The organism is Pedobacter frigidisoli, from assembly GCF_032678525.1.
GTDB lineage: Bacteria > Bacteroidota > Bacteroidia > Sphingobacteriales > Sphingobacteriaceae > Pedobacter > Pedobacter frigidisoli_A.
Genome location: NZ_JAVTSE010000002.1, coordinates 504,558 through 526,727, shown reverse-complemented (window position 1 = coordinate 526,727; position 22,170 = coordinate 504,558). Strand labels below are relative to the sequence as shown.

Annotated in this window: 21 protein-coding genes; 5 read left to right on the top strand and 16 right to left on the bottom strand. The window is 40.8% G+C overall.

The genetic code is table 11. From position 1 onward, the window contains the following. Positions 1-61: 61 nt before the first annotated feature. The 4 genes from R2Q80_RS07295 to fumC all read right to left on the bottom strand — a co-directional run bounded on the left by R2Q80_RS07295 (position 62) and on the right by fumC (position 3,315). Entirely contained in the window at positions 62-868 is an 807-nt protein-coding gene (locus tag R2Q80_RS07295; protein ID WP_316798965.1) for a S1/P1 nuclease, read from the bottom strand. 1 nt (position 869) lies between these two features. Further along, positions 870-1,418: a fumarate hydratase gene (locus tag R2Q80_RS07290; RefSeq protein ID WP_316798964.1), complete on the bottom strand. Its 549-nt coding sequence runs from the start codon at positions 1,416-1,418 to the stop codon at positions 870-872. Between the two features lie 2 nt (positions 1,419-1,420). Further along, positions 1,421-1,660: a hypothetical protein gene (locus R2Q80_RS07285; RefSeq protein WP_316798963.1), complete on the bottom strand. Its 240-nt coding sequence runs from the start codon at positions 1,658-1,660 to the stop codon at positions 1,421-1,423. 257 nt (positions 1,661-1,917) lie between these two features. Further along, positions 1,918-3,315, bottom strand: coding sequence for a class II fumarate hydratase (gene fumC / locus R2Q80_RS07280; RefSeq protein WP_316798962.1), 1,398 nt, complete (start codon positions 3,313-3,315; stop codon positions 1,918-1,920). A 613-nt stretch (positions 3,316-3,928) separates the two neighbouring features. Between fumC and R2Q80_RS07275 the strand changes: the two genes are divergently transcribed. From R2Q80_RS07275 to R2Q80_RS07265, 3 genes are all read left to right on the top strand, one after another. After that, a complete protein-coding gene (locus R2Q80_RS07275; protein WP_316798961.1) occupies positions 3,929-4,579 on the top strand; it encodes a hypothetical protein in 651 nt (216 codons plus the stop codon). Next, entirely contained in the window at positions 4,524-4,694 is a 171-nt protein-coding gene (locus tag R2Q80_RS07270; protein WP_316798960.1) for a LytTR family DNA-binding domain-containing protein, read from the top strand. Before R2Q80_RS07275 ends, R2Q80_RS07270 begins: the two co-directional genes overlap by 56 nt. Positions 4,695-4,780: 86 nt before the next feature. Then, positions 4,781-5,074, top strand: a complete 294-nt coding sequence (locus R2Q80_RS07265) for a hypothetical protein (RefSeq protein ID WP_047800378.1) — start codon at positions 4,781-4,783, stop codon at positions 5,072-5,074. A gap of 8 nt (positions 5,075-5,082) precedes the next feature. On the opposite strand, the gene R2Q80_RS07260 is transcribed toward R2Q80_RS07265, so the two are convergent. The 12 genes from R2Q80_RS07260 to R2Q80_RS07205 form a co-directional block, all read right to left on the bottom strand. After that, entirely contained in the window at positions 5,083-5,979 is an 897-nt protein-coding gene (locus R2Q80_RS07260) for a helix-turn-helix transcriptional regulator (protein WP_316799285.1), read from the bottom strand. Between the two features lie 69 nt (positions 5,980-6,048). Beyond that, positions 6,049-7,053: an aldo/keto reductase gene (locus tag R2Q80_RS07255; protein WP_316798959.1), complete on the bottom strand. Its 1,005-nt coding sequence runs from the start codon at positions 7,051-7,053 to the stop codon at positions 6,049-6,051. A gap of 301 nt (positions 7,054-7,354) precedes the next feature. Next, positions 7,355-8,608: a pyridoxal phosphate-dependent aminotransferase gene (locus R2Q80_RS07250; RefSeq protein ID WP_316798958.1), complete on the bottom strand. Its 1,254-nt coding sequence runs from the start codon at positions 8,606-8,608 to the stop codon at positions 7,355-7,357. A 46-nt stretch (positions 8,609-8,654) separates the two neighbouring features. Beyond that, positions 8,655-9,986 (bottom strand): argininosuccinate lyase, encoded by a 1,332-nt coding sequence (gene argH, locus R2Q80_RS07245; RefSeq protein WP_316798957.1) that lies wholly within the window; start codon positions 9,984-9,986, stop codon positions 8,655-8,657. Between the two features lie 36 nt (positions 9,987-10,022). After that, positions 10,023-11,090, bottom strand: a complete 1,068-nt coding sequence (locus R2Q80_RS07240) for a M20 family metallo-hydrolase (protein ID WP_316798956.1) — start codon at positions 11,088-11,090, stop codon at positions 10,023-10,025. An 87-nt stretch (positions 11,091-11,177) separates the two neighbouring features. Continuing rightward, a complete protein-coding gene (proC, locus tag R2Q80_RS07235) occupies positions 11,178-11,987 on the bottom strand; it encodes a pyrroline-5-carboxylate reductase (protein WP_316798955.1) in 810 nt (269 codons plus the stop codon). Positions 11,988-12,010: 23 nt separating this feature from the next. Beyond that, a complete protein-coding gene (gene argB, locus R2Q80_RS07230; protein ID WP_316798954.1) occupies positions 12,011-12,799 on the bottom strand; it encodes an acetylglutamate kinase in 789 nt (262 codons plus the stop codon). 9 nt (positions 12,800-12,808) lie between these two features. Then, on the bottom strand, positions 12,809-13,780 hold the full coding sequence (locus tag R2Q80_RS07225) for an acetylornithine carbamoyltransferase (RefSeq protein ID WP_316798953.1): 972 nt from the start codon (positions 13,778-13,780) through the stop codon (positions 12,809-12,811). A gap of 168 nt (positions 13,781-13,948) precedes the next feature. Further along, positions 13,949-15,079, bottom strand: coding sequence for an aspartate aminotransferase family protein (locus R2Q80_RS07220; protein WP_316798952.1), 1,131 nt, complete (start codon positions 15,077-15,079; stop codon positions 13,949-13,951). A gap of 85 nt (positions 15,080-15,164) precedes the next feature. Further along, positions 15,165-16,166, bottom strand: coding sequence for an N-acetyl-gamma-glutamyl-phosphate reductase (gene argC / locus R2Q80_RS07215; RefSeq protein ID WP_316798951.1), 1,002 nt, complete (start codon positions 16,164-16,166; stop codon positions 15,165-15,167). A gap of 105 nt (positions 16,167-16,271) precedes the next feature. After that, the gene (argG, locus tag R2Q80_RS07210) at positions 16,272-17,462 is read right to left on the bottom strand and encodes an argininosuccinate synthase (RefSeq protein WP_316798950.1); all 1,191 of its coding nucleotides are present in this window, start codon (positions 17,460-17,462) and stop codon (positions 16,272-16,274) included. Positions 17,463-17,529: 67 nt separating this feature from the next. Further along, positions 17,530-18,231, bottom strand: coding sequence for an N-acetyltransferase (locus R2Q80_RS07205; protein ID WP_047799950.1), 702 nt, complete (start codon positions 18,229-18,231; stop codon positions 17,530-17,532). Between the two features lie 588 nt (positions 18,232-18,819). On the opposite strand from R2Q80_RS07205, the gene R2Q80_RS07200 reads away from it, so the two are divergent. Next, positions 18,820-19,515 (top strand): DUF4397 domain-containing protein, encoded by a 696-nt coding sequence (locus R2Q80_RS07200; protein ID WP_316798949.1) that lies wholly within the window; start codon positions 18,820-18,822, stop codon positions 19,513-19,515. Between the two features lie 197 nt (positions 19,516-19,712). Beyond that, positions 19,713-22,133, top strand: coding sequence for a TonB-dependent receptor (locus R2Q80_RS07195; RefSeq protein ID WP_316798948.1), 2,421 nt, complete (start codon positions 19,713-19,715; stop codon positions 22,131-22,133). Positions 22,134-22,170 lie beyond the last annotated feature (37 nt).

Below are 22,170 nucleotides of genomic sequence, written 5' to 3'. Positions count from 1 at the left end.
ATACAATTAAAATGATTAGCCTGTTTAGTTTATTAGCTGATGAGCAACAGGGGCTTAAAGCTTATTTGTAAATGGTGTTCAGCATTTGCGCAAGGCGCACTCCCCCTTTTAACAACTGTTCATTAAGGGTACCAACCCAGTCGAAATTGTAGCGATAGCTTAGCTTAGCATCTGGTTTGGTATAATCATATATTTTTGAACAAACCTGATAAGACTCGTAAATGCAATCTTTTAAGCTTGTGTTTCTCCAGTTGTATAGTTGAACAGCTGATGGATGATTGATTGCTTTAGTGTATTCGGTGTAGCTTAGTTGCTGATACTCGATCAACTGTTCATCCCATACCCGGTGTAGGTTGGATTTTTCGTTGAACCAAAGTACTGAAACCCTGTTCCCTCCCAAATCTTCTTTATGTGCAACGTGCATGGGCTGACACAAATCGCCAGCCATGTGAATTAGCATACGTAATGCAAGTTGTTTTTCGCTCGCTGTGCTTCCTGGTTTTTTTAGGACAGCTGTTAGCTCAACGATTTTATTGTATAGGTTGGGGGCTTTTTCAGTCTCCAGAATATTATATACACCTTGCTTGTCCAGTCCGCCTGGAAGATTGACAAAATGCCAGTTGTAAAGATAGTTGTAGGTTGAGTCTGACTTGATAAAATCGCCCCAGTTAGCCGACATTGCAATACTTTCTGATCCCAGAATTGCCTGTACTGCTTTCCGGGCTTTAGCGGTCAGGTAACTATCGGCAATTTCTCCGACTACGCGGTGGCCAATCATACCCCATGCGTTGGCTTGCAGAGGAAGGTAGGCTATCAAGCCAGCGGTAGCTACGGTAATAAGTCTCTTTTTGATTGATTTGAATATCATATTATAATTCTTTTTGTACACAGGTAACTTTTTCCTTTAAGGATAATTTAATTTCTCTCTGGTCGCTCAGGCTTTGTAGTACCAGGGTATCTGCTGATTTTTTTCTGATCAGGAAATTCTTTTCATATCGCCCGATTCTGTAGCACCCTGAAATCTTTTGCTTATAGTTTGCATTGGTGAAGGTGGCGCCAACAAATAGGGTATCGCCCCGAACGGCATATACCCCTTTGGCATATTCTTTCCAGATGCCATGGTTGTAACAGGAGTCTTCGTAAAAATTGGTTTTGCTGTGGGTTACAAAGTCGATGTAAACTGAATCGCAGGTGATCCTGAAGTGATGCTGGGTGTAGTTACTTAACTTATTGCTAAATGCAACCGAATCTTCGTTCCAGATGCCCTGCATAAATTCCTCTCCTTTGCCCTGAATGTTTGGACGGGAGGAACAGGCAAACTGTAAAACAGAGGTTGTCAAAAGCAGGAGTAATAAATGCTTCAACCGGAAACCTGCATTGAACGCTTTCAAGTTGGCAAACTTAATAATTGAAGACATATTTATTTAAACTCGTTCGGTGGGAATGAATCAGGGAAGTTTGTTAAGCTATTTACGGTATTGTAAATGAGTATCAAAAGGCCAGCTGAAAAAGAGATTCCACCGAAAAATCCAATGATCCCTGCGATGCTGTAATAGCTGCTCGTTTCGGTCATCGAAAGATTACGTGATTGCATCAGGTAAGGCATTAGTACCGTATAAAAAACGCTGATCAAAATTGAAATACCTGAACCAATCAACATTAGAATAGAATCAATTTTTACTTGTTTGGAAATATAATAACAGCAAGCGATGAAAATAATCAACGGTGATAAAAGTGAAACAAGGCTATACAATACTGTCATAAGTGAATCTCCTATATTTATTTAACAAATTTAAACCATGTTGGCTAACAGCTATTTCAATGGCGAATTTCGCGTGTTACAATCCAGGTAGCTCATTTGATAAAGGTTGCTAACACTTGCCTGATGAGGCAGGGGTTAGCAACTTTGTATAAAGCTTATTTCAGGCTTCCAACCATATCTTCCGGACGTACCCACTCATCGAATTGTTCACTGGTTAGTAAACCCAATTCTACAGCTGCAGCCTTTAATGTTTTATTTTCTTTATGTGCTTTCTTAGCAATTTTTGCCGCATTTTCATAACCCACATGAGGGTTTAGAGCAGTTACCAACATTAGAGAGTTTTGTAAGTGCTTTTCTATCTCTGGTAAGTTAGCTGTAATTCCTTCTGCACATTTCACAGTGAAAGAAACACAGGCGTCTCCAAGTAAACGAGCCGATTGTAAAACATTCGCTGCGATTAAAGGTTTGAAAACATTCAATTCGAAGTGACCTGACATTCCACCAACCGAAACGGCTACATCATTACCGATCACCTGTGCGCAAACCATGGTTAATGCTTCTGGTTGTGTTGGATTAACTTTACCAGGCATAATTGATGATCCCGGCTCGTTATCAGGGATTACAATCTCCCCAATTCCACAACGGGGACCAGAACTCAACATCCTAACATCATTGGCCACTTTCATCAAGGCAACTGCCGTGCGTTTTAACGCGCCGGAGAGTTCTACCATGGCATCGTGAGCGGCTAAAGCTTCAAATTTATTCGGAGCAGTTACAAACGGAAGGCCGGTTAATTCTGCTATTTTTTTAGCTACCAATACGTCGTAACCTTTTGGCGTGTTTAAGCCTGTACCTACAGCAGTACCACCTAATGCTAATTCGGCAACCATTACCAATGCATTTTTAATTGCTCTGATGCTGTTGTCGATTTGCTGTACATAACCTGAAAACTCCTGACCTAATGTTAGGGGGGTAGCATCCATAAAGTGGGTACGGCCGGTTTTGGTAATTCCTGAGAACTCCTCTACTTTTTTAGCGAGTGCATTACGCAATTGCTCCAGTCCCGGAATGGTATTTTCAACGGTAAGTTTATACGCTGCAATGTGCATTGCAGTAGGGTAAGTATCGTTTGATGACTGTGATTTGTTTACATCGTCATTTGGGTGAAGCACTTTCTTATCATCAGCCAGCGCCCCTCCGTTAATCACATGAGCACGATTGGCAATTACTTCATTTCCGTTCATGTTACTTTGTGTACCTGAACCGGTTTGCCAGATTACCAGAGGAAACTGATCATCTAAATCTCCTGCAATGATTTCATCACAAGCTTTAGCAATTAATTCTGCTTTTTCGGCAGAAAGCACGCCAAGTTCAGTGTTTGCCAAAGCGGCGGCTTTTTTCAAATAACCAAAAGCATGGATAATTTCCTTAGGCATGGAACCTTCAGGGCCGATTTTGAAGTTGTTGCGTGAGCGTTCGGTTTGTGCACCCCAGTATTTGTCGGCAGGCACCTGAACCTCGCCCATAGTATCGTGTTCTATTCTGAAACTCATGATAATTTTGATTTGTATTGTCGCAAATTTAAGTTTTTTGCCTATAAAGCAAGGTATTATATTCGTTATTTCCCCGGGCTCTTTTTGTCGGAAGTTTTTCTCCTTTTCCAATTAACAGATTGCACATGAAACCAACCCTTTTTAGAGTGAGCGGCAGCCAACATCCATACCTGGTTGAGCCTTTGTTCACGGGGTGCTTACAGGGAATCTACAGGGGATCGACAGGACGTTAACAGGGATTTGCCCCTACTAACCCCCTATCAACCCCCTGTTAAGCCACTATTAATCCCCTGTCAACTAAAGTGGCTGGTGCGCGCCGATTGGTGATGTCGTATACTGGAATAAGTTTACAGTAAGAAGTTATGTTACTGCTATTTGTTTACTATGTTTTATACTTGAATAAGACAAGAAAAATTGCTTTGCCTATTGCTCTTTCCTGCGTAAATGAGCGGGGTATAATCGACTATCCAGGTCATGGATTCGGGCAAGAAAGCATTTCATAAAAACTAAATTCTGCCTCAAAGTGATCAAAAACTGTTTTAAAAGTTTCATTTACTATTTTGGGGTTTTCAAGTTGAGCGATTAAGTGCAGCTTTATGAAAAAAATAACATCATGAAAAAAATAATGTTACTGTATTTATTGTTGGTGACTACGCAGATTTTGAGTGCACAGAATAAAAACAAGTACCTTGTTGACGAATATGGAAACCCAATGCATTATTCACTGCTATCGAGATGGTCCAATTGCAATGTATTTATGCTTGTTGATGGTGGCACGAAAAAGGTCGTTCCCTATTTAAATTTAGATAACGCTCCGTTTGGAAACCTATCGCTGTTAACGGGGGCAAAGAGGATTGAGCTTGAGACAAGAATCCACAAAGATAGTATTCAACTCTACAGGTACTCAATAATACAAAATGATACAGTGCTTTTGAAAGATCAATTGATTCCTGATAAGGTAAAATTTACGTGGAATAGTGCGAGCGATTTTCCAGGTTATTTGACCATGGACTTGGGGAATTACAATATCGTCAACACAAAATTGGAGGTAAGAATGTATAAGTTACCACAAAAAAGCAAGGTAAGCTATAGCATTATTTATAACAAACCTGTAAAAGGTGCTCAGATATTGTTTACATCTGTTTACACTTCGAGAAAAGGACGGGGAAAAGATCCTGATCTCAAAGCCATTAAAAGAATATTCAGATATGCTGAAACCACAGGGCTTTTTACGTACACATCAAAGCCACTTAGTGAACCCTAAATTTGTAAAAAGCTGGCTAAAAGAAGATGGCGGGGTACTGCTGATGAACAGCGGAGAGAAAATCCCTGTTTCCAAACCCAACAGGGAAATAATTAAAGCTGTATTGGCCGGATAACGTGTCGGATGTAGATTTAATAATAACTTAATCTTATCTGAAAAACAAGTTTTAATGTTTGCTGTATATTCATCAAAATGATGATTATGGAACAGATGAGTGTTCGCCCTGATCAGGAGATCAGCTTCGAGTTTAGCCGGTTTCGTTTGCCGCAGTATGTAAATGAATTCAGGCCATTGCTCTTTAAAAATGGCGCAAGTTATTATGCCGTCTTAGGTCCTGATTTGCAAAATGGGATTTGCGGTTCGGGCGATACCCCCGAAGATGCATTGGTAGATTGGAACGACAAGCTTAGAGATCGGCTCCGGAACCCCGATCTCAACGATCCGGTAATCAAATACGTGATGGAAACCATCAATGCCTTGAAAAAGGAAATCTGATACGCCTCTTAGTTAAAGGTTTGCCTGAATTCCAACGGCGACATATTGGTTTTCTTTTTGAATAAGGTACTGAAAGACTGAGCGTGTTCGAAACCGAGTTTGTAGGCAATTTCACTGACAGAAAGATTGGTGGTAGAAAGCTGTTCTTTAGCTTTCTCTATTACTCTTATATGGATATGCTGTTGTGTATTTTGGCCCGTATGTATCCTTAACAAGTCGCTCAGGTAATTTGGTGTAAGGTTCATCTGTCCGGCCACATAATTGACCGTCAACAGCCCGTTTGCTGCGGTAGTCTGCTCAGAAAAATAAGCCTCCATAATTTGTTCAAATCTAATTAACAAATGGTGATTATTGTTTTTTCTTGTGATGAACTGCCTTTCGTAATAGCGCCTGGAGTAATTTAGCAGGAGCTCAATTTGCGAGAGGATGATTTCCTGTGTATGCCTGTCGATATGTCCACATTCAACGTTTATTTTATCCAGAATGGCAATGAGATTATGCTCTTCATCATCTGAAAGGTGCAAGGCTTCATTCACCGCATACGAAAAAAAGCCATAGCTTCCAATATTGGCCGCCAGCGGATGTTTAAGCAAAAAGTCGGGATGGAAAATCAATAAATAACCCGATCCGCATTCGGTATTGCGTAAATCCAGCTGCTGAACCTGATTTGGTGCCGTAAAACTCAGCACACCCTTATCGTAATCATAATGCTGCTGCCCGTACCTGATTTTTCCTGTTGCCTCTCTTTTCAATGCCACGCAGTAAAAATGGTTAACAAAGCCTTCCCAGATTTCATCTTCCAGAAATGTACATTGATCAAGGTTGATCACGCTCACCAAAGGATGTAAGGGTTCGGGTAATGATAATAACCTGTGGAACTGTGAAATCGATTCAATGGCATTCATATGTGCTAATTTAATCATTCTGAAAGAAGTATTCCATCTGCAAACAATTATCTGCAGATGGAAAGTGGTTTAATCGATTAGTCCCATACTGAACTCATCGTAAGGTAGCCCTGTATCGGTTCCCAACGGGATAATGCTTTCGAGACTATTTATTTCTGTTTCACTTAAAGTTATATTGGCAGCAGCCAGGTTTTGCTCCACATATTTTCGCCTTTTTGTGCCAGGAATAGGCAGGATACCTTTATTGATAATCCATGCCAGGGCAAGCTGAGATGGTGTCACATCCTTAGTAGCAGCAAGCGTTTCAATAGCTTTTACCAGTTCTATGTTTTTGTAAAAATGTGCTTCCTGGAACCGTGGGATTGCTCTGCGGAAATCATTCTCAGGCAGATCATCAATGCTTCGGATCTGTCCCGTTAAGAAGCCCCTTCCCAGTGGGGAGTAAGCTACAAAGCCAATTCCCAGCTCAGTTAGGGTTTGCAGAACGCCGCGAGCTTCAACTGTTCGTTCGAAAAGTGAGTATTCACTTTGAACAGCGGTAACCGGATGTATGGCATGTGCCCTTTTTACTGTGTCAGATGAAACTTCTGATAAACCGATATAACCGATCTTTCCTTCTTTAACTAAGTCACTCATGGTGCCAACCGTTTCTTCAATGGGTGTACTTTTATCCAATCTGTGCATGTAGTACAGGTCTATGTAGTCGGTATTTAAATTTTTCAGCGAACGCTCAACTGATTTTTTTACATATTCCTTTTTCCCGTTTATTGCCCATGTTACCTGGTTCTGATCATCTATTTCCCAACCAAATTTACTGGCTATGGTATATTGGTTCCGGTTTCCGGCAATTGCTTTTGCTATCAGCTGCTCATTTTTGAAAGGGCCGTACAGGTCGGCTGTATCCAGGAAGTTTCCACCGAGTTCGAGTGACCTGTGAATAGTCGCAATGGCTTCCTGCTCATCGGCAGGGCCATAAATGTGTCCTTCCTGAAATCCGGTCATCCCCATGCAGCCTAAGCCGATCTGAGCTACTTCCAACCCATTGCTTCCTAATTTGATTTTTTTAATTTCCATGATGTAGTGTTTTCTTCGCCTACAAAATTCGTTATCATGGATGCGGCAATTGTATGCAAATCCCCGAATGTTGTTTGCAAAACAAGGTAAAGCGATTGCAGTCCTGTTTTACGGGATGGCTTCAATAACATTAACGTAACGACATAAACCGATGAAAAAACAAAGCATCCTTTCCTTTCGGGCGGGATGCTTCTGAGTTGATGTTGTTACACAGCAACATGGATGTGAAATTAGGGTTTCATTATTAGCGCCATTGTAAACGGGTGTGTTTTCAACGGCAGCAAGATTTTATTTGTTTTTGCTATTTTAACTTGCTAAGTGCAATTTTAATCCTGGGAAGCATGTCTTTAATATCCTGTAAAGTGCAGGCACCTACCGACGCGCGAAACCATGGCATGCTATCTTCGTTTCCGAAAGCTGAGAATGGCACCAGGGCTGCACCTGCTTCCTTAATTAAATAGAAATTGACATCAGCACTATCTTTTAATAGTTGACCATCTTCTGTTGTTTTTCCAATGTAATCTATTTTAATGGTCAGGTAAATTGCACCCATCGGTTCAACAGCCTCCACATGGAAGCCTTCATTTTTTAATTCATTGAAGCCATTGTATAGTGCATTTAAGCTAGCCTGAATCTGCGCTTTAAAGCTGGTTAAGAAAGTATCAACCTGTGTTTTATCATTAAAATAATTAGACATAGCCACCTGCTCGGCTTTTGGTGCCCAAGCGCCCATGTGTCCAACTAAGGCTTTCATTCTGTTGATGATATCTTCAGGACCAAAACCCCATCCTACACGTACACCAGTAGCGGCTAAACATTTCGAACTACCATCTACAAAAACGGTAAAATCACGCATCGCCGGGCGTAATGAAACAGGATTTACATGCGCTTTTCCAAAGGTTAAAAGCGAGTAAATCTGATCGTACATTAAATATAGTGGTTTTTCGTCTGCTCCGCGTGAGGCATTTTCCTCTAAAACAACATCACAAATCTCTGCTAAAGAATCCGCATCGAACATGGTTCCTGTTGGATTTAACGGTGAACATAAAGCCAATAATGTTGCACCTTTCAGATGAGGCTTTAACTGCGTTGCAGTTGGCATGAAGTGATGCGCAGCATCGGTTTCAACAGCAATTGCTTTTGCAGAGGTGAGGTGGCAATAGTGGTTGTTGTTCCACGATGGCGCAGGGAAAACTACCGTATCTCCGGGATCAATTAATGCTAAGTAGGTAGCGTAAATTAAAGGACGGGAACCGCCGGAAATTAAAATACTGTTGGTGTTATATTCCAGACCAAATCTATCACTTAATAATTCAGAAACCGTTTCTCTTAATGTTAAAACACCGTCGGCAGGTGGATAGTTGGTTTGATTGGCGTTATATGCATCTACAATTCCAGCTTTTAGTTCTGTTGGAATGGGATAGATGTTTGCGTCAAAATCTCCAATAGTTAAGTTAGCGATTGACGCGCCTTTACGTTTCATCTCATTAACTTCGTTTCCGATTTTTATTATTTCCGAGCCAATTAAGGAACTGGCCAATACTGAAACTTTCATATTATTTATGTTTGTTGTTAGACACGTCGTACCTCGCAATGACGACCTAACGTATTAAATCTTCTATTGCTTTATTCACTTTTTCGAAACCAAACTGAGAGAGTACTTCTTTCATTCCTGCAGAAATCTGTTCGTTGCAAAGGTTACCAATGCTTCCTTCATGTGTATGGTGTATTTGGCTCGATGGTGCAAAAGTACCACTTTCTATCTGTTCGCCTACAATTTTATAGGCCTCTCTAAATGGAATGCCTTGTAACGCCAGATCATTTACCACCTCTACGCTAAACAGGTAATCGTATTTTTTGTCCTTCAGGATATCATCTTTAATGGTAATATTCTGAAACATAAAGGTTGCAATTTCCAGGCACTCATTTAATGAGGTAACGGCTGGAAAGAGATTTTCTTTCAACAATTGCAAATCGCGGTGATAACCTGATGGAAGGTTGGTAATCATCATGGCAATTTCATTTGGCAGGGCCTGGATTTTATTGCAACGTGAGCGGATTAATTCAAAAACATCGGGGTTTTTTTTATGTGGCATGATGCTCGAACCTGTGGTTAATTCTGCTGGGAAGCTGATAAAACCGAAATTCTGATTAATGAACAGACAAACATCCATCGCCATTTTTGCCAGGGTTGCTGCAACTGCACTCATAGCCTGTGCTAATATTCTTTCTGTTTTTCCACGACCCATCTGTGCATAAACCACGTTATAGTTTAAGCTTTCGAAACCCAATAGCTGAGTGGTTAAGGTTCGGTTTAAAGGGAAAGATGAACCGTAACCGGCTGCGGAACCCAGCGGGTTTTTATTGGTGATTTTCCATGCCGCGAGCATGAGTTCAAGATCATCGGCCAGGCTTTCTGCATATGCGCCAAACCATAAACCAAAAGAGGAAGGCATAGCAATTTGTAAATGCGTATAACCTGGCATCAGTTTATCTTTGTGTGAATTGCTTAGTTCGATCAGGAGATTAAATAAAGTAGATGTCTGGTTAACGATGTCCTCAATGCATGCACGGAAAAATAGCTTTAAATCAACGAGCACCTGGTCGTTACGGGAGCGGCCGCTATGAATCTTTTTACCGGCCTCACCAACGCGTTGTGTAAGCAGCCATTCTACCTGCGAATGCACATCTTCAACAGTATCTTCAATGGTAAAGTTCCCGGCCTCAATTTCTGCATAAATATTCTTGAGCTCCTGTTGAACCGTTTTTAATTCATCGGCGGTGAGTAAATTGATTGTTTCTAACATTTGTGTATGCGCCAGCGATCCCAGAACATCAAATTTTGCCATTTGTAAATCCAGTTCACGATCCTTCCCAACGGTAAAGCTTTCCACGAACTTGTTTACATCAATATTTTTTTGCCAGATTTTCATTTTTGATTTTTAATTTAAGGCCTTAATCTTCTGTATTTAACCTTGTATCACTGGTTTAAGCATGTTTACGTATCCCTCAACTCCTTCAGCTACTTCCCTGACATATAAAAACTCATCTGCCATGTGTGAACGGCCTGAAAAGCCGGGACCACATTTTACAGAGGGAATATCGAGTAAAGCCTGATCTGATGTGGTAGGCGATCCGTAGGTTGTTTTGCCTAATGCCACACCCGCTTGTACCACAGGGTGGTTTTTATCAATAGAAGAAGGTTTCAGGCGAATGGAGCGTGGGGTAACATCGCAATCTACGTTTGCACGGATGATTTCCAGAACCTCTTCGTTTGTATAAGCATCCGTAACGCGTACATCCACGGTGAAAGTACAGTTTGCAGGAACCACATTATGCTGAGAGCCTGCATTAATGATGGTTACGGTCATTTTAAGAGGCCCGAAAACCTCTGATACTTTTGGGAAATTGTAGTTTCTGAACCACTCAATGTCTTTGAGGGCCTTATAAATTGCATTTTCACCTTCTTCCCTTGCTGCGTGACCCGCTTTTCCATGAGACACACAATCTAAAACCAGCAAGCCGCGTTCAGCAATTGCCAGATTCATTTCTGTTGGCTCACCTACAATTCCGAATTCGAGCGCTCCCAAATCTGGCAGTACCAGTTCTAAACCATTGTTCCCTGAGATTTCTTCTTCAGCAGTGGCAGCCAGACAGATGTTGTATTTTAAATTTTCTTGTTCGTAATAGTACAAAAATGTACCAATTAAGGAAACCAGACAGCCTCCTGCATCATTACTGCCCAATCCGAATAACTTATCACCTTCAATTGCCGCATCATATGGATCGCGGGTATAGCCGGAATTTGGTTTAACGGTATCGTGGTGTGAGTTTAATAAAACTGTAGGTTTACTGGCATCAAAGTGCTTATTGTAAGCCCAAACATTGTTCATTTTACGTTGAGTTTTAATTCCCCGCTCTTCAAGAAACTGTGCAATCAGGTACGCTGTTCTATCTTCTTCCTTACTAAAAGACTGGATGCGGATTAACTGCCGCAACAAATCCAGGCTTTCTTTTTTTATATTTTCTAACAACATAGTATTGAGTAGTTGGTATCAAGTATTAAGACAGATCATCTCAAACTTGCCACTGTTATATTTGCTTTAAGCCTTAGCCTTCTGCTTTTAGCTCTCTTTGGTGTATAAATTCCCAGCTTTTAAAGCCGATAATTTAATGCCTTTTATTAACGATGAGCTAAAGCCGTTGTGTTCCATTTCGTTTAAGCCTGCAATGGTACAACCTTTCGGCGAAGTTACTTTATCTATTTCTGATTCAGGGTGCGTGCCGTGTAATAAAAGTAAATCGGCCGCTCCTTTTGCTGTTTGAACCGCCATTTTGAGCGCCTCATCTGCATGGAACCCAATTTCAACACCACCCTGCGATGCTGCTCTGATGGCCCTTAAAAAGAATGCAATGCCGCATGCACACAGTGCCGTCGCTGAAGTCATAAGATCTTCATTTATTTTAACCACAGAACCAACAGTTTCAAACATCCTGGTTACATCGGCGATGTTTTCAGCCGAGGCATTATCGCTGGCCATGCAGGTCATCGATTGCCCGATAGCGATTGCTGTATTTGGCATTACCCGGATCACTTCCACGTTATCGCCTAGTTTTTCGCGTACTGCTGCGCAACTTACCCCAGAGATTACAGAAATAACCAGATGTTTAGCGGGATCTACAGAATCATTAATTTCATCTAAAACCGTATTTAACTGTTGTGGTAAAACGGCAAGTATAATCACATCTGCACTGGTAACCGCTTGTTTGTTGTTGTTGGTTACTACATATCCGGCCTCCGCAAAGGATTTGAGGTGATCGGTGTTTCTTCGGGTAAGTACAATGTCTCCAGCCTTTGCAAAATCAGCCTTTATCAGGCCTTTGGCTAAGGATAAACCGATATTTCCGCTACCTATTATGGCTATTTTTTTCATCTGTATCTGCGTGTTATTTCTTTCTATTTCAACATCTTCGTTCCGAATACTCCTTCAGCAAGTTCGGCTAACTCATCTGCTTTGCCAATGTAAACTGCTGATACCCCCTTTTTTATGGCTTGGAAAGCGTTATGTAACTTAGGAATCATCCCACCCTGTACCGTTCCATCCGCTTTGAGTCCTTCGAATTCATTTGCTTTAATTTCTCTAACCACTGAGGCATCGTCGTTAACATCTTTTAGTACCCCCTTTTTTTCGAAGCAATAAACCAGGCGCGTCTCGTATAAATCCGACATGGCTACGGCTACTGAAGAGGCGATCGTGTCGGCATTGGTATTAAGCAGCTGTGTTTCGCCGTCGTGTGTAATGGCACATAAAACAGGAACCAATCCCGCTTTAAGCAAGCTATCTAAAGTAGATGTAGCAACTGATTGTTCATCTAAATCTCCAACATATCCATAGTCAATGTCTTTAACGGGGCGTTTTTTGGCTTTGATGACATTCCCATCTGCGCCGGTTAAGCCTATAGCATTGCTGCCTTTGGCTTGTAACTGTGCCACAATATTTTTGTTAATCAGGCCGGCATAAACCATGGTTACGATACGTAAAGTCTCAATGTCGGTAATGCGGCGGCCTTCGACCATTTTGGCTTCGATGCCCAAACTTTGTCCTAATTCGGTAGCGATTTTTCCGCCTCCATGTACGAGGATTTTGTCGCCCGGCAAAGCAGTGAAATCCAGCAAAAACTGATGCAGGTTTTCGGAGTTATCGATGACGTTTCCGCCGATTTTTATGATGGTGAGTTGGTTCATTCTTATCGTTTATATTTCCTCCAACATCGCTTTGATTACTGCCTGGGCAGCCCAAAGTCTATTCCCTGCCTCATGAATCACTAACGAGTTTGGTCCATCTAAAATTTCAGAAGACAGCTCTAAATCTCGGCGTACAGGAAGACAGTGCATTACTTTGGCGTCGTTGGTGAATTTCAGCTTTTCATTGTTCATCATCCATCCATCAGGATAAGTTAAAACTTTTCCGTATTCTTTATAACTGCTCCAGTTTTTAACATACACGTAATCGGCACCTGCCAATGCTTCTTCTATATTATACTGAATATTTGCCCCAGGCGTAAATTCTTCAGCCAGTTCATAACCTTCAGGTTGCGCGATGGTAAAATCGATCATTCCCTCTTCCTGTGCCTTACACATCCATTCTGCGAATGAATTGGGAACGGCCTGTGGTAAAGCTTTTACATGGGGTGCCCATGCCAAAACTACCTTTGGTTTGCGCCCGTCGGGTTGTTTAGTCCAGGTTTCGTGAATGGTGATAATATCAGCAAAGCTTTGTAAGGGGTGGCGGGTTGCGCTCTCTAAGCTCACTACCGGAACTGCACAGTATTTTACGAACTTATTAAAAAAGTCTTCGCTGTAATCCTCTTCCCGATTGGTCAGTTTCGGGAATGAGCGAAGGCCTAAAATATCACAATACTGGCCCATAACTGCTGCTGCTTCACGGATGTGCTCTACTGTAGAGCCATTCATGACTACACCATCCTGCGTTTCCAATGCCCAGCCCTCTTTATCAAGGTTCATCACCATTACGTTCATTCCTAAATTTAAGGCGGCCTTTTGCGTGCTTAAACGGGTACGTAAACTTGGATTCATGAAAACCAAGCCTAAGGTTTTGTTTTTACCTAAACTTTGATGTGCATAAGGATTTGCCTTTAAGTCAAGGGCATCCTTTACAAATTGTTTGATGCTCGGAACATCGTGTACGGAAGTGAATAACTTCATTCTTTTTGAGGTTAAAGGTTGAGGGCTGAAAGGTTGAAGGCTTGCCACCGTCTCACCTTAGAGCACTCAAAATTTATAAAATGCGATTGTTACCGCTTAATTAATATTTTAATGATAACCTTTGGCTTTGCCTCCAGGCTTTTGGCCTTCAGCCTTCCCGCCCTCAGCCTATTTCACCAGCTTCCCAAATGCTGCCAGGAATTCATCAGCATGTGCTTTAGTTAAGTTCAAGGCTGGCAGTAAACGGATTACATTTGGTTTTGCCTCGCCTGTAAAAATGAAATGCTTAAACAACAGCTCTTTTTTCACGTGTGCCAGTTCTTCAGGTAATTCAATACCGATCATTAATCCGCGTCCGCGAACTTCTTTTACCTGTTCGAATTTCTTCAATTCGGTGATCAGGTAATTTCCGGTCTCTTCTGCATTTTTCATTAAGTTTTCTTTTTCGATCACTTCTAAAACGGCTAAAGCTGCCGCGCAAGCCAGGTGGTTACCACCAAAAGTAGTACCCAATTCGCCATGCCATGGTTTAAATTTAGGAGCAATTGAAATCCCCGCAATCGGAAATCCGTTGCCCATTCCTTTGGCCATGGTATAAACATCTGCCTCAACACCCGAATAGTCGTGCGAGTAAAACAAGCCCGTTCTGCCATAACCACATTGCACTGAATCGGCAATATAAACTGAATTATATTCATCGCATAGGGAACGGATTTTTTGCAGGAAGCTTTTTGAGGCTTCTTTAATTCCTCCAACACCCTGAATACCTTCGATAATTACAGCCGAAATTTCATTGCCTTGTGCACGGAAGGTTTCTTCCAAAGCCACTTCATTATTAAATGGAAGGAAGATTACATTTTCAGTCTGGTTAACAGGCGCTACAATTTTAGGATTATCAGTTACCGCAACGGCTAAAGAGGTACGACCGTGAAAGGCACCGCTGAAAGCAATTACCTTTTTTCTGCCGTTATAAAAAGAGGCAAGTTTTAAAGCATTTTCATTGGCTTCTGCCCCGGAGTTTACCAAAAATAACTGATAATCCTTTTTCCCTGAAACCTCACCTAGCTTCTCCGCCAGTTGAGTTTGTAATGGAATTTTAACTGAGTTAGAATAAAACCCAACTTTATTTAACTGGTCGGTTAAGCGGGTAACGTAATGTGGATTGGTGTGGCCGATTGAAATAACGGCATGGCCGCCATACAGGTCTAAATATTTTTGCTCGTTAGCATCCCAGACGTTGCTGCCCGATGCTTTTGTAATTTCTATATCGTTAAGGGGATAAACGTCGAATAAGTTCATTTTTTGAGGGTTTTATCATACTGAGGAACGAGGTGTTTGGTTCACTGGTTGCGCCGCTGATCCGCTCCTCAGCATGAAAGGGTTATTAAAAATTCGCGGCCTTTAGACGCAGGCCTGCTGTCTCTTCCAAGCCAAACATTAAGTTCATGTTCTGAACTGCTTGTCCGCTTGCACCTTTTAACAGGTTGTCGATAATGCTGATAATAAACAGCTTACCGCCATGTTTTTCAATGTGAACCAAGGATTTGTTGGTATTCACAACCTGCTTTAAATCGATGTTTTTCCGGCTCACGTGTGTGAAAGGATGAGCACTGTAATATTCTTCATAAATGGTTTGCGCTTCGTCCAGCGTTAAATCACTCTCCAGATACATCGCAGCTAAAATACCTCTGGTAAATGCTCCGCGCTGCGGGATGAAACTCAAAGTTTCTGAAAGTGATGGCTGCAATTGTAATAAACTCTCACCAATTTCATTTAGATGTTGGTGCTCAAAAGCTTTGTAAATCGAAAGGTTATTGTTTCTCCAGCTAAAGTGAGAAGTTGCTGCTAAGCTTTGTCCGGCACCGGTTGAACCGGTAGTTGCATTAATGTGAACTTCGCTTTTGATTAAACCTTTTGATGCTAAAGGCAATAAACCTAGCTGAATACAGGTTGCAAAACAGCCTGGGTTAGCGATATTGTTAGCCGGTTTTATCTGATCACGGTTTAACTCAGGTAAACCATACACGAATTCGCGATTGCCAAATTCTGCGTTGGCATTTAATCTGAAATCCTGAGATAAGTCGATGATTTTAATGTTATCATTGATTGGATTAGCCGCTAAGAATTTCTTTGCATCGCCATGGCCAACACAAAGGAAAAGTACATCGATATCCTGAGGAATATCGCTTACAAATTTCAGATCTGTATCACCAATTAAATCAGTATGCACATCAGAAATTAAATTCCCTGCATTACTGGTACTATTTACGAAAGCAATTTCAACATTTGGATGGTTGATCAGAATGCGGAGCATTTCGCCGCCTGTATAGCCTGCGCCTCCGATTATTCCTGCTTTAATTTTATTATTCACAATCTGTCCTGTCATTTTCTGTAGATGGATAGGAGTTTAGTATCAGGTAGTGAGTATCAGGTATCAAGTTAGATTTGAGACCTTCATCCTTCCGCCTTCAACCTATTTAGTCTTTCAGCTCTAGGCTTCTTCGCCGTTAACTTTATGCCATATCATTACCTGGTTACCGAAGATTTTAGAGAAACCCTTTACATCTTCACCACTCCAGGCATTGTTCATTTCGCCGTAGCTGCCGAATTTGTTGCTCATCAAGTCGTGGTTTGATTCGATTCCGATAATCTGAAAGCGGTAAGGCAATAGTTCAACAAATACTTTACCGCTTACCACTTTTTGAGTGTCGGTAAGGAAAGCTTCAATATTCCGCATAATCGGATCGTGAAACTGACCTTCGTGCAGCCAATTGCCGTAGAAAGAAGATAATTGTTCTTTCCAGCTTAACTGCCATTTTGTTAATGTATGTTTTTCTAAAGTGTGGTGCGCTTTAATGATGATAATTGGACCTGCAGCTTCGAAGCCTACACGGCCTTTGATACCAATAATGGTGTCACCAACATGTATATCGCGACCGATACCAAATGGCTGAGCAATAGCCTGTAGTTTTTGAATGGCCCTAACCGGTTCCAAAGTTTCACCATCAATGGCAACCAATTCACCTTTTTCGAAAGTTAATTCCAATTTACGGGATTCCGTTTCGGTAACCTGAGTAGGCCATGCGCTTTCAGGAAGGGTTTCGTTAGATGTTAACGTTTCTTTACCCCCAACTGAAGTTCCCCATAAGCCTTTGTTGATAGAGTACGTTGCTTTTGCAGCACTGTATTCAACACCATGTTCGGCCAAATATTCTATTTCCGCTTCGCGGGATAATTTTAAATCTCTGATTGGCGTAATGATCTCCACTTCCGGAATCAAAATGTTAAAGATCATATCAAAACGTACCTGATCATTGCCGGCACCAGTACTACCATGCGCCACATAATCAGCACCAATTTTTTTAACGTAGTTGGCGATAGCGGTTGCCTGGCTAACACGTTCTGCACTTACAGAAAGCGGATAAGTAGCGTTTTTCAATACATTTCCGTAAATCAGGTATTTAATGCATTCGTCATAATAACTTTCAGTTTCATCTACAACAGCATGAGATTTTACGCCTAAAGCGTAAGCTCTTTTTTCGATTTCCTGTAATTCCTCATCAGAAAAACCACCAGTATTTACAATTACTGAATGAACTTCAAGACCACGGTCCTGAGCGAGGTAAATGCAACAAAACGAGGTATCTAAACCTCCGCTAAAAGCTAAAACTACTTTGTTCATATGGGTATAATTATATTTCTAATTGACTTGTGGACTTTTTGTTTTTAATTGATCCACAGGCAATTCATTATTTATTAAATAACAGGGTAAATAAAAACATCAATACTTTTAAGCCTGATTTTGGCTTAGGTTTAACAACTAAACGTTGCTTTATGCGCATAAAACGCTCGTATAATTTGGGTTTCTTTTGTAATTCTTCGGCAAAGCGCTTGGCTGCATCGTGCTTCTGTGTAGCCGGATCGTAAAGCATGGCAGTGCACATACAGTTTTTACGTTCCTTCATTTTCAGAATCTCGAAATTTACGCAGCTTTGGCAACCTTTCCAGAATTCCTCATCCTGGGTAAGCTCGGAATAGGTAACTGGTTCGTAACCCAGATCAGAGTTGATTTTCATCACGGCAAGGCCGGTGGTTAAACCAAATATTTTGGCTTTAGGGTATAATGCCCTGGAAAGTTCGAAAACTTTTTCCTTGATGGCATGCGCCAAACCTGCTTTTCTGAATTTTGGGGAAACGATCAAACCTGAGTTGGCAACAAACTGTCCGTGACTCCAGGTTTCGATATAGCAGAAGCCTGCCCATGTGCCGTCCTTGTGGAAAGCGATAACCGCTTTTCCTTCAATCATTTTATTGGCAACATAGTCTGGTGAACGCTTGGCAATGCCGGTGCCGCGTGCTTTTGCAGACTCGGCCATCTCGGTTACGATTTCTTCTGCAAATACACGATGTTCAGGAAGTGCGACCTGTACAATAAATTCGTTAATATCCATTAATTTTCTAACGAAAAAATAAAAGTATTCTTGTTAATTGGGTTTTTAGAGAGGATCAATTCCTCGTAACGTTTAGTATAGGGTACTAAATACGTGGAGTAAAATTTTGCCGGCTTGTGGGGTAATTAAATACAGGCATGAAAGGATTAATAAACAAGCTCTTCCCAAACGCCAGTTGCGCTGTGAAAGTAGAAAGTTTATGTAAAAGTTGTTTAATCATTTCCTGCGCATTATAACGGCTTTAACTCTATTGAGGTGCAAAGGTTTAAATAATAATTGAGTTACGCAATAATAAACTGATTTTTTTATGTTTTGATTACAATTTATTAAACTAGTCTGACGCGGAAATGCCTCTGAACACCGCCTGTTTGTGTCACTGTGTCATTTATTATAGTTCCCGTAAATCAACACATTTTCATGCGGAACAAAAAGTATTAACTTTGCCGTTGGGAGTTTGATAAATTTTAACATTACTTTAACAACATTTAACAAATTCAATACGCTTTAAAAGCAATATTTGTAGCCTGTATAAATTTACCTTGCAGGAGCGCTGCAGATGAACATTAGCCTAACAATAAAATAAAAAACATGAAAAATTCTACGCTGAAAAATTTAAGTATCTTCACATTTGGTATTTGTTTATTTGCGCTTATGGGTGCCTGCAAGAAAGAAGAAACCGACACTACCATTGCGTACTTACGAGTAGTAAATGCTTCACCATCGTCGCCTACCTATAACGTATACGTTAATGATTCTAAAATAAATTCAGCTGCTTTACCATATATTGGCAGTACATCTTACGCATCTTACAGTGCAGCTACTTACAGTGTTAAATTTACTTCAGCAAGCTCGGCGGTTAGTTTGTTAACAAAGTCTTTGGCTCTAAATCCTTCCACTTATAATTCGTATTACCTGGTGAACAAGGCTGGGGCTTTGGATACTTTTACCACCGGAGACGATTTGTCCGTTCCATCTGCAGACAAAGCCTATGTACGTTTCATTAACTTATCTCCTGACGCTCCGGCTTTGGATTTAGCGAAAGCCAGTACTACCACCTCCTGGTTTACCAATAAAACCTACAAGTCTGCCACTGGCTTTATGGCCATTGATGGTGGAAGCTATACCCTGAATGCAAAGGAAACTTCTACCGGGACAATTAAAGCTACTTCAGCCAGCATTACTTTTACTGCTGGTTATCATTACGATGTGATCTGTGGAGGTTTAGTTACCCCTGCAAACGATACAGAAAGATCGCTAAACATTCAGGCGATATTGCTTAAGTAAATTTCAAATCACCATTAGACCGGTATTTTATTTGATTTATGACTCTTATGTCAGGATTAAATTTCTCAGAAAGTGTTAAAACATATTATTTATTGTTTTAACACTTTTCTTATTTAGAATTATTACAAATTATTTGGATTATATAAAATTCTGACGTTATTTTGCGGCTGTTTAGAATAAATCCAAATAAATTTAAAATGCTTAAAACCAAACTCTTCAGTTTAACGTTCTTACTCTCCCTTATCGCTTTTACTTCCTTTGCCCAGCAACTGGCAACAATCAAAGGAAAAGTAACCACATCAGACGGTGCGCCCGCTCCTTTTATATCAGTAGGATTGAAAGGTAAAGGGATTGGTAATACTTCAGATGAAAACGGAAACTTCCTGATTACCCGTGTAAAACCAGGAACTTATACTGTTAAAGTTTCTGCGGTAGGCCTTAAGTCTGATGAAAAAAATGTGACGGTTAGTGCGGGCGAAACAATAACAGTTAATTTTTCTTTGGCTGAGAACTCAAGTCAGCTAAAAGAAGTTAACATCATTACATCTAAAGCAAATAAATTCGGCACAAAGGCAAGTCCTTATGTTGCTAAGCTGCCCCTAAAAAATTTAGAAAATCCTCAGGTTTATAATACGGTTTCAAAGGAATTGATGGCCGATCAAATGGTAACAAACTTTAGCAGCGCGTTAACTTATGTTGCAGGTTTAGATAAACTCTGGACATCAACCGGTCGTGCTGGTGATGGTGCTGCGTATTATACTTTGCGCGGTTTTTCAACGCAGGTAGCTCTTGTTGATGGCGTGGCCGGTTTGACAAATGGTGATCTTGATCCCGCAAATATTGAGACAATTGAAGTAATTAAAGGTCCGTCGGGAACTTTGTTTGGCGGTGCGTTAACCAATTTTGGCGGTCTGATTAACATTGTTACAAAAAAACCAATCGACACATTAGGTGGTAACGTTACTTATAACACTGGTAGTTTTGGATTAAGCAGACTTACAGGAGATATCTACGGTCCATTAGCCAAAGATTTGTCATTCAGGTTAAACGTTGCCAACACCAAACAAAATAGCTGGCAGGATGCCGGGTTTAGTAAATCCACATTTCTGGCTCCGGCTTTAGAATACAGAATCAACGACAGGTTAAAGTTGAACATAGGGGCCGAATTTTATTCGTACGAGGGTACTAACCCAACGATGATTTTCTTAAACAGATCAAGACAACTGATTGCACGTACGCCCACTGAATTGAATATTGACTGGGGTAAATCTTATACCAGTAATGATTTGGCGGTTAAAACACCTACCTCAAATGTTCACGGGCAATTGACATATCAGATATCTGACGAGTGGACTTCGCAAACGAATTTTTCGCAAAGCAATCGTAAGTCTGAGGGGTATTATCAATATGTGATGTTTTTGGGTGCAAACGATAATGTGCTTTCGAGATATGTGGCGAACTTAAATTCAGTAAGTACATCAGCAGACGTTCAACAAAATTTTATAGGCGATTTTAAAATCGGGTCTATCAGAAACCGAATGATAGTTGGTTTGGACTATCTAAACCAATACACTAATAACAGTAATACGCCATATATTCTGTTTGATCAATTTAGTACAGCAGGGATGGCTCCTGTAATCTCGAAGGATGCTGTGAATTCCAGGATTGGCACATTTGTTCTTCCTCCGTTAACTGCAGCTAATGCGCCTACCAAAAATGATTCTCGAAGTAAAGTTTACAGTGCTTATGCATCTGATGTAATTAATATAACTGATGCCTTGTCGGCAATGCTGAGCGTACGTGTTGATCGTTTTGACAACAAGGGGACCTATAATCAATTGAATGGCCTTGTTACAGGAAATTATTTGCAAACTGCTGTTTCACCTAAATTTGGTTTGGTTTACGGGATTGTCAAAGATAAATTATCTGTTTTCGGTAATTACATGAATGGCTTTAGAAATGTTGGAACTGTAACACAACCTTTAGCTGATATCTCAGGTGTTTTTAAACCTCAGCAAGCGAATCAAATAGAAGGAGGTGTTAAAGCAGATTTATTCAATAATAAGTTAAGCTTTACCGCAAGCTACTATGATATCAAAGTTAATAATACTACCAGAAGTGAATCGATTGTTCGTGATGGTACTACGTACAATATTACGGTACAGGATGGAACTCAGGTCAGCCGTGGGGTTGATATTAGCTTAAGTGCAAGTCCTATCGCCGGGTTGAATTTAACAACAGGCTATAGCCACAACAATAGCAAAATGACTAAGTCCGCATTAACGGTTGAAGGTTTACGCCCGGTGGGATCTGGCCCTGAAGACAGCTTTAATGCCTGGTTGAGTTATACGATAAGCAATGGAAAATTTGCCGGCTTAGGGGCAGGTGCAGGTGTCAATTACAGTGGTAATAATATCATTACCAATACCACAACAACAGGAGCATTTACTCTTCCAGCTTATACGATTTATGATGCATCTGTATTTTATGACCAAAAACGTTACCGGATTGGTGCTAAAGTTAACAACATTGGAGACATAAGATATTATAAAGGATGGACCACAGTTGAAGCTCAACTTCCAAGAAACTTTACGGCTAACATCAGTTATAAATTTTAATTATTAAGGGGGTTGATACCCCCTTTTTCGAATCAAT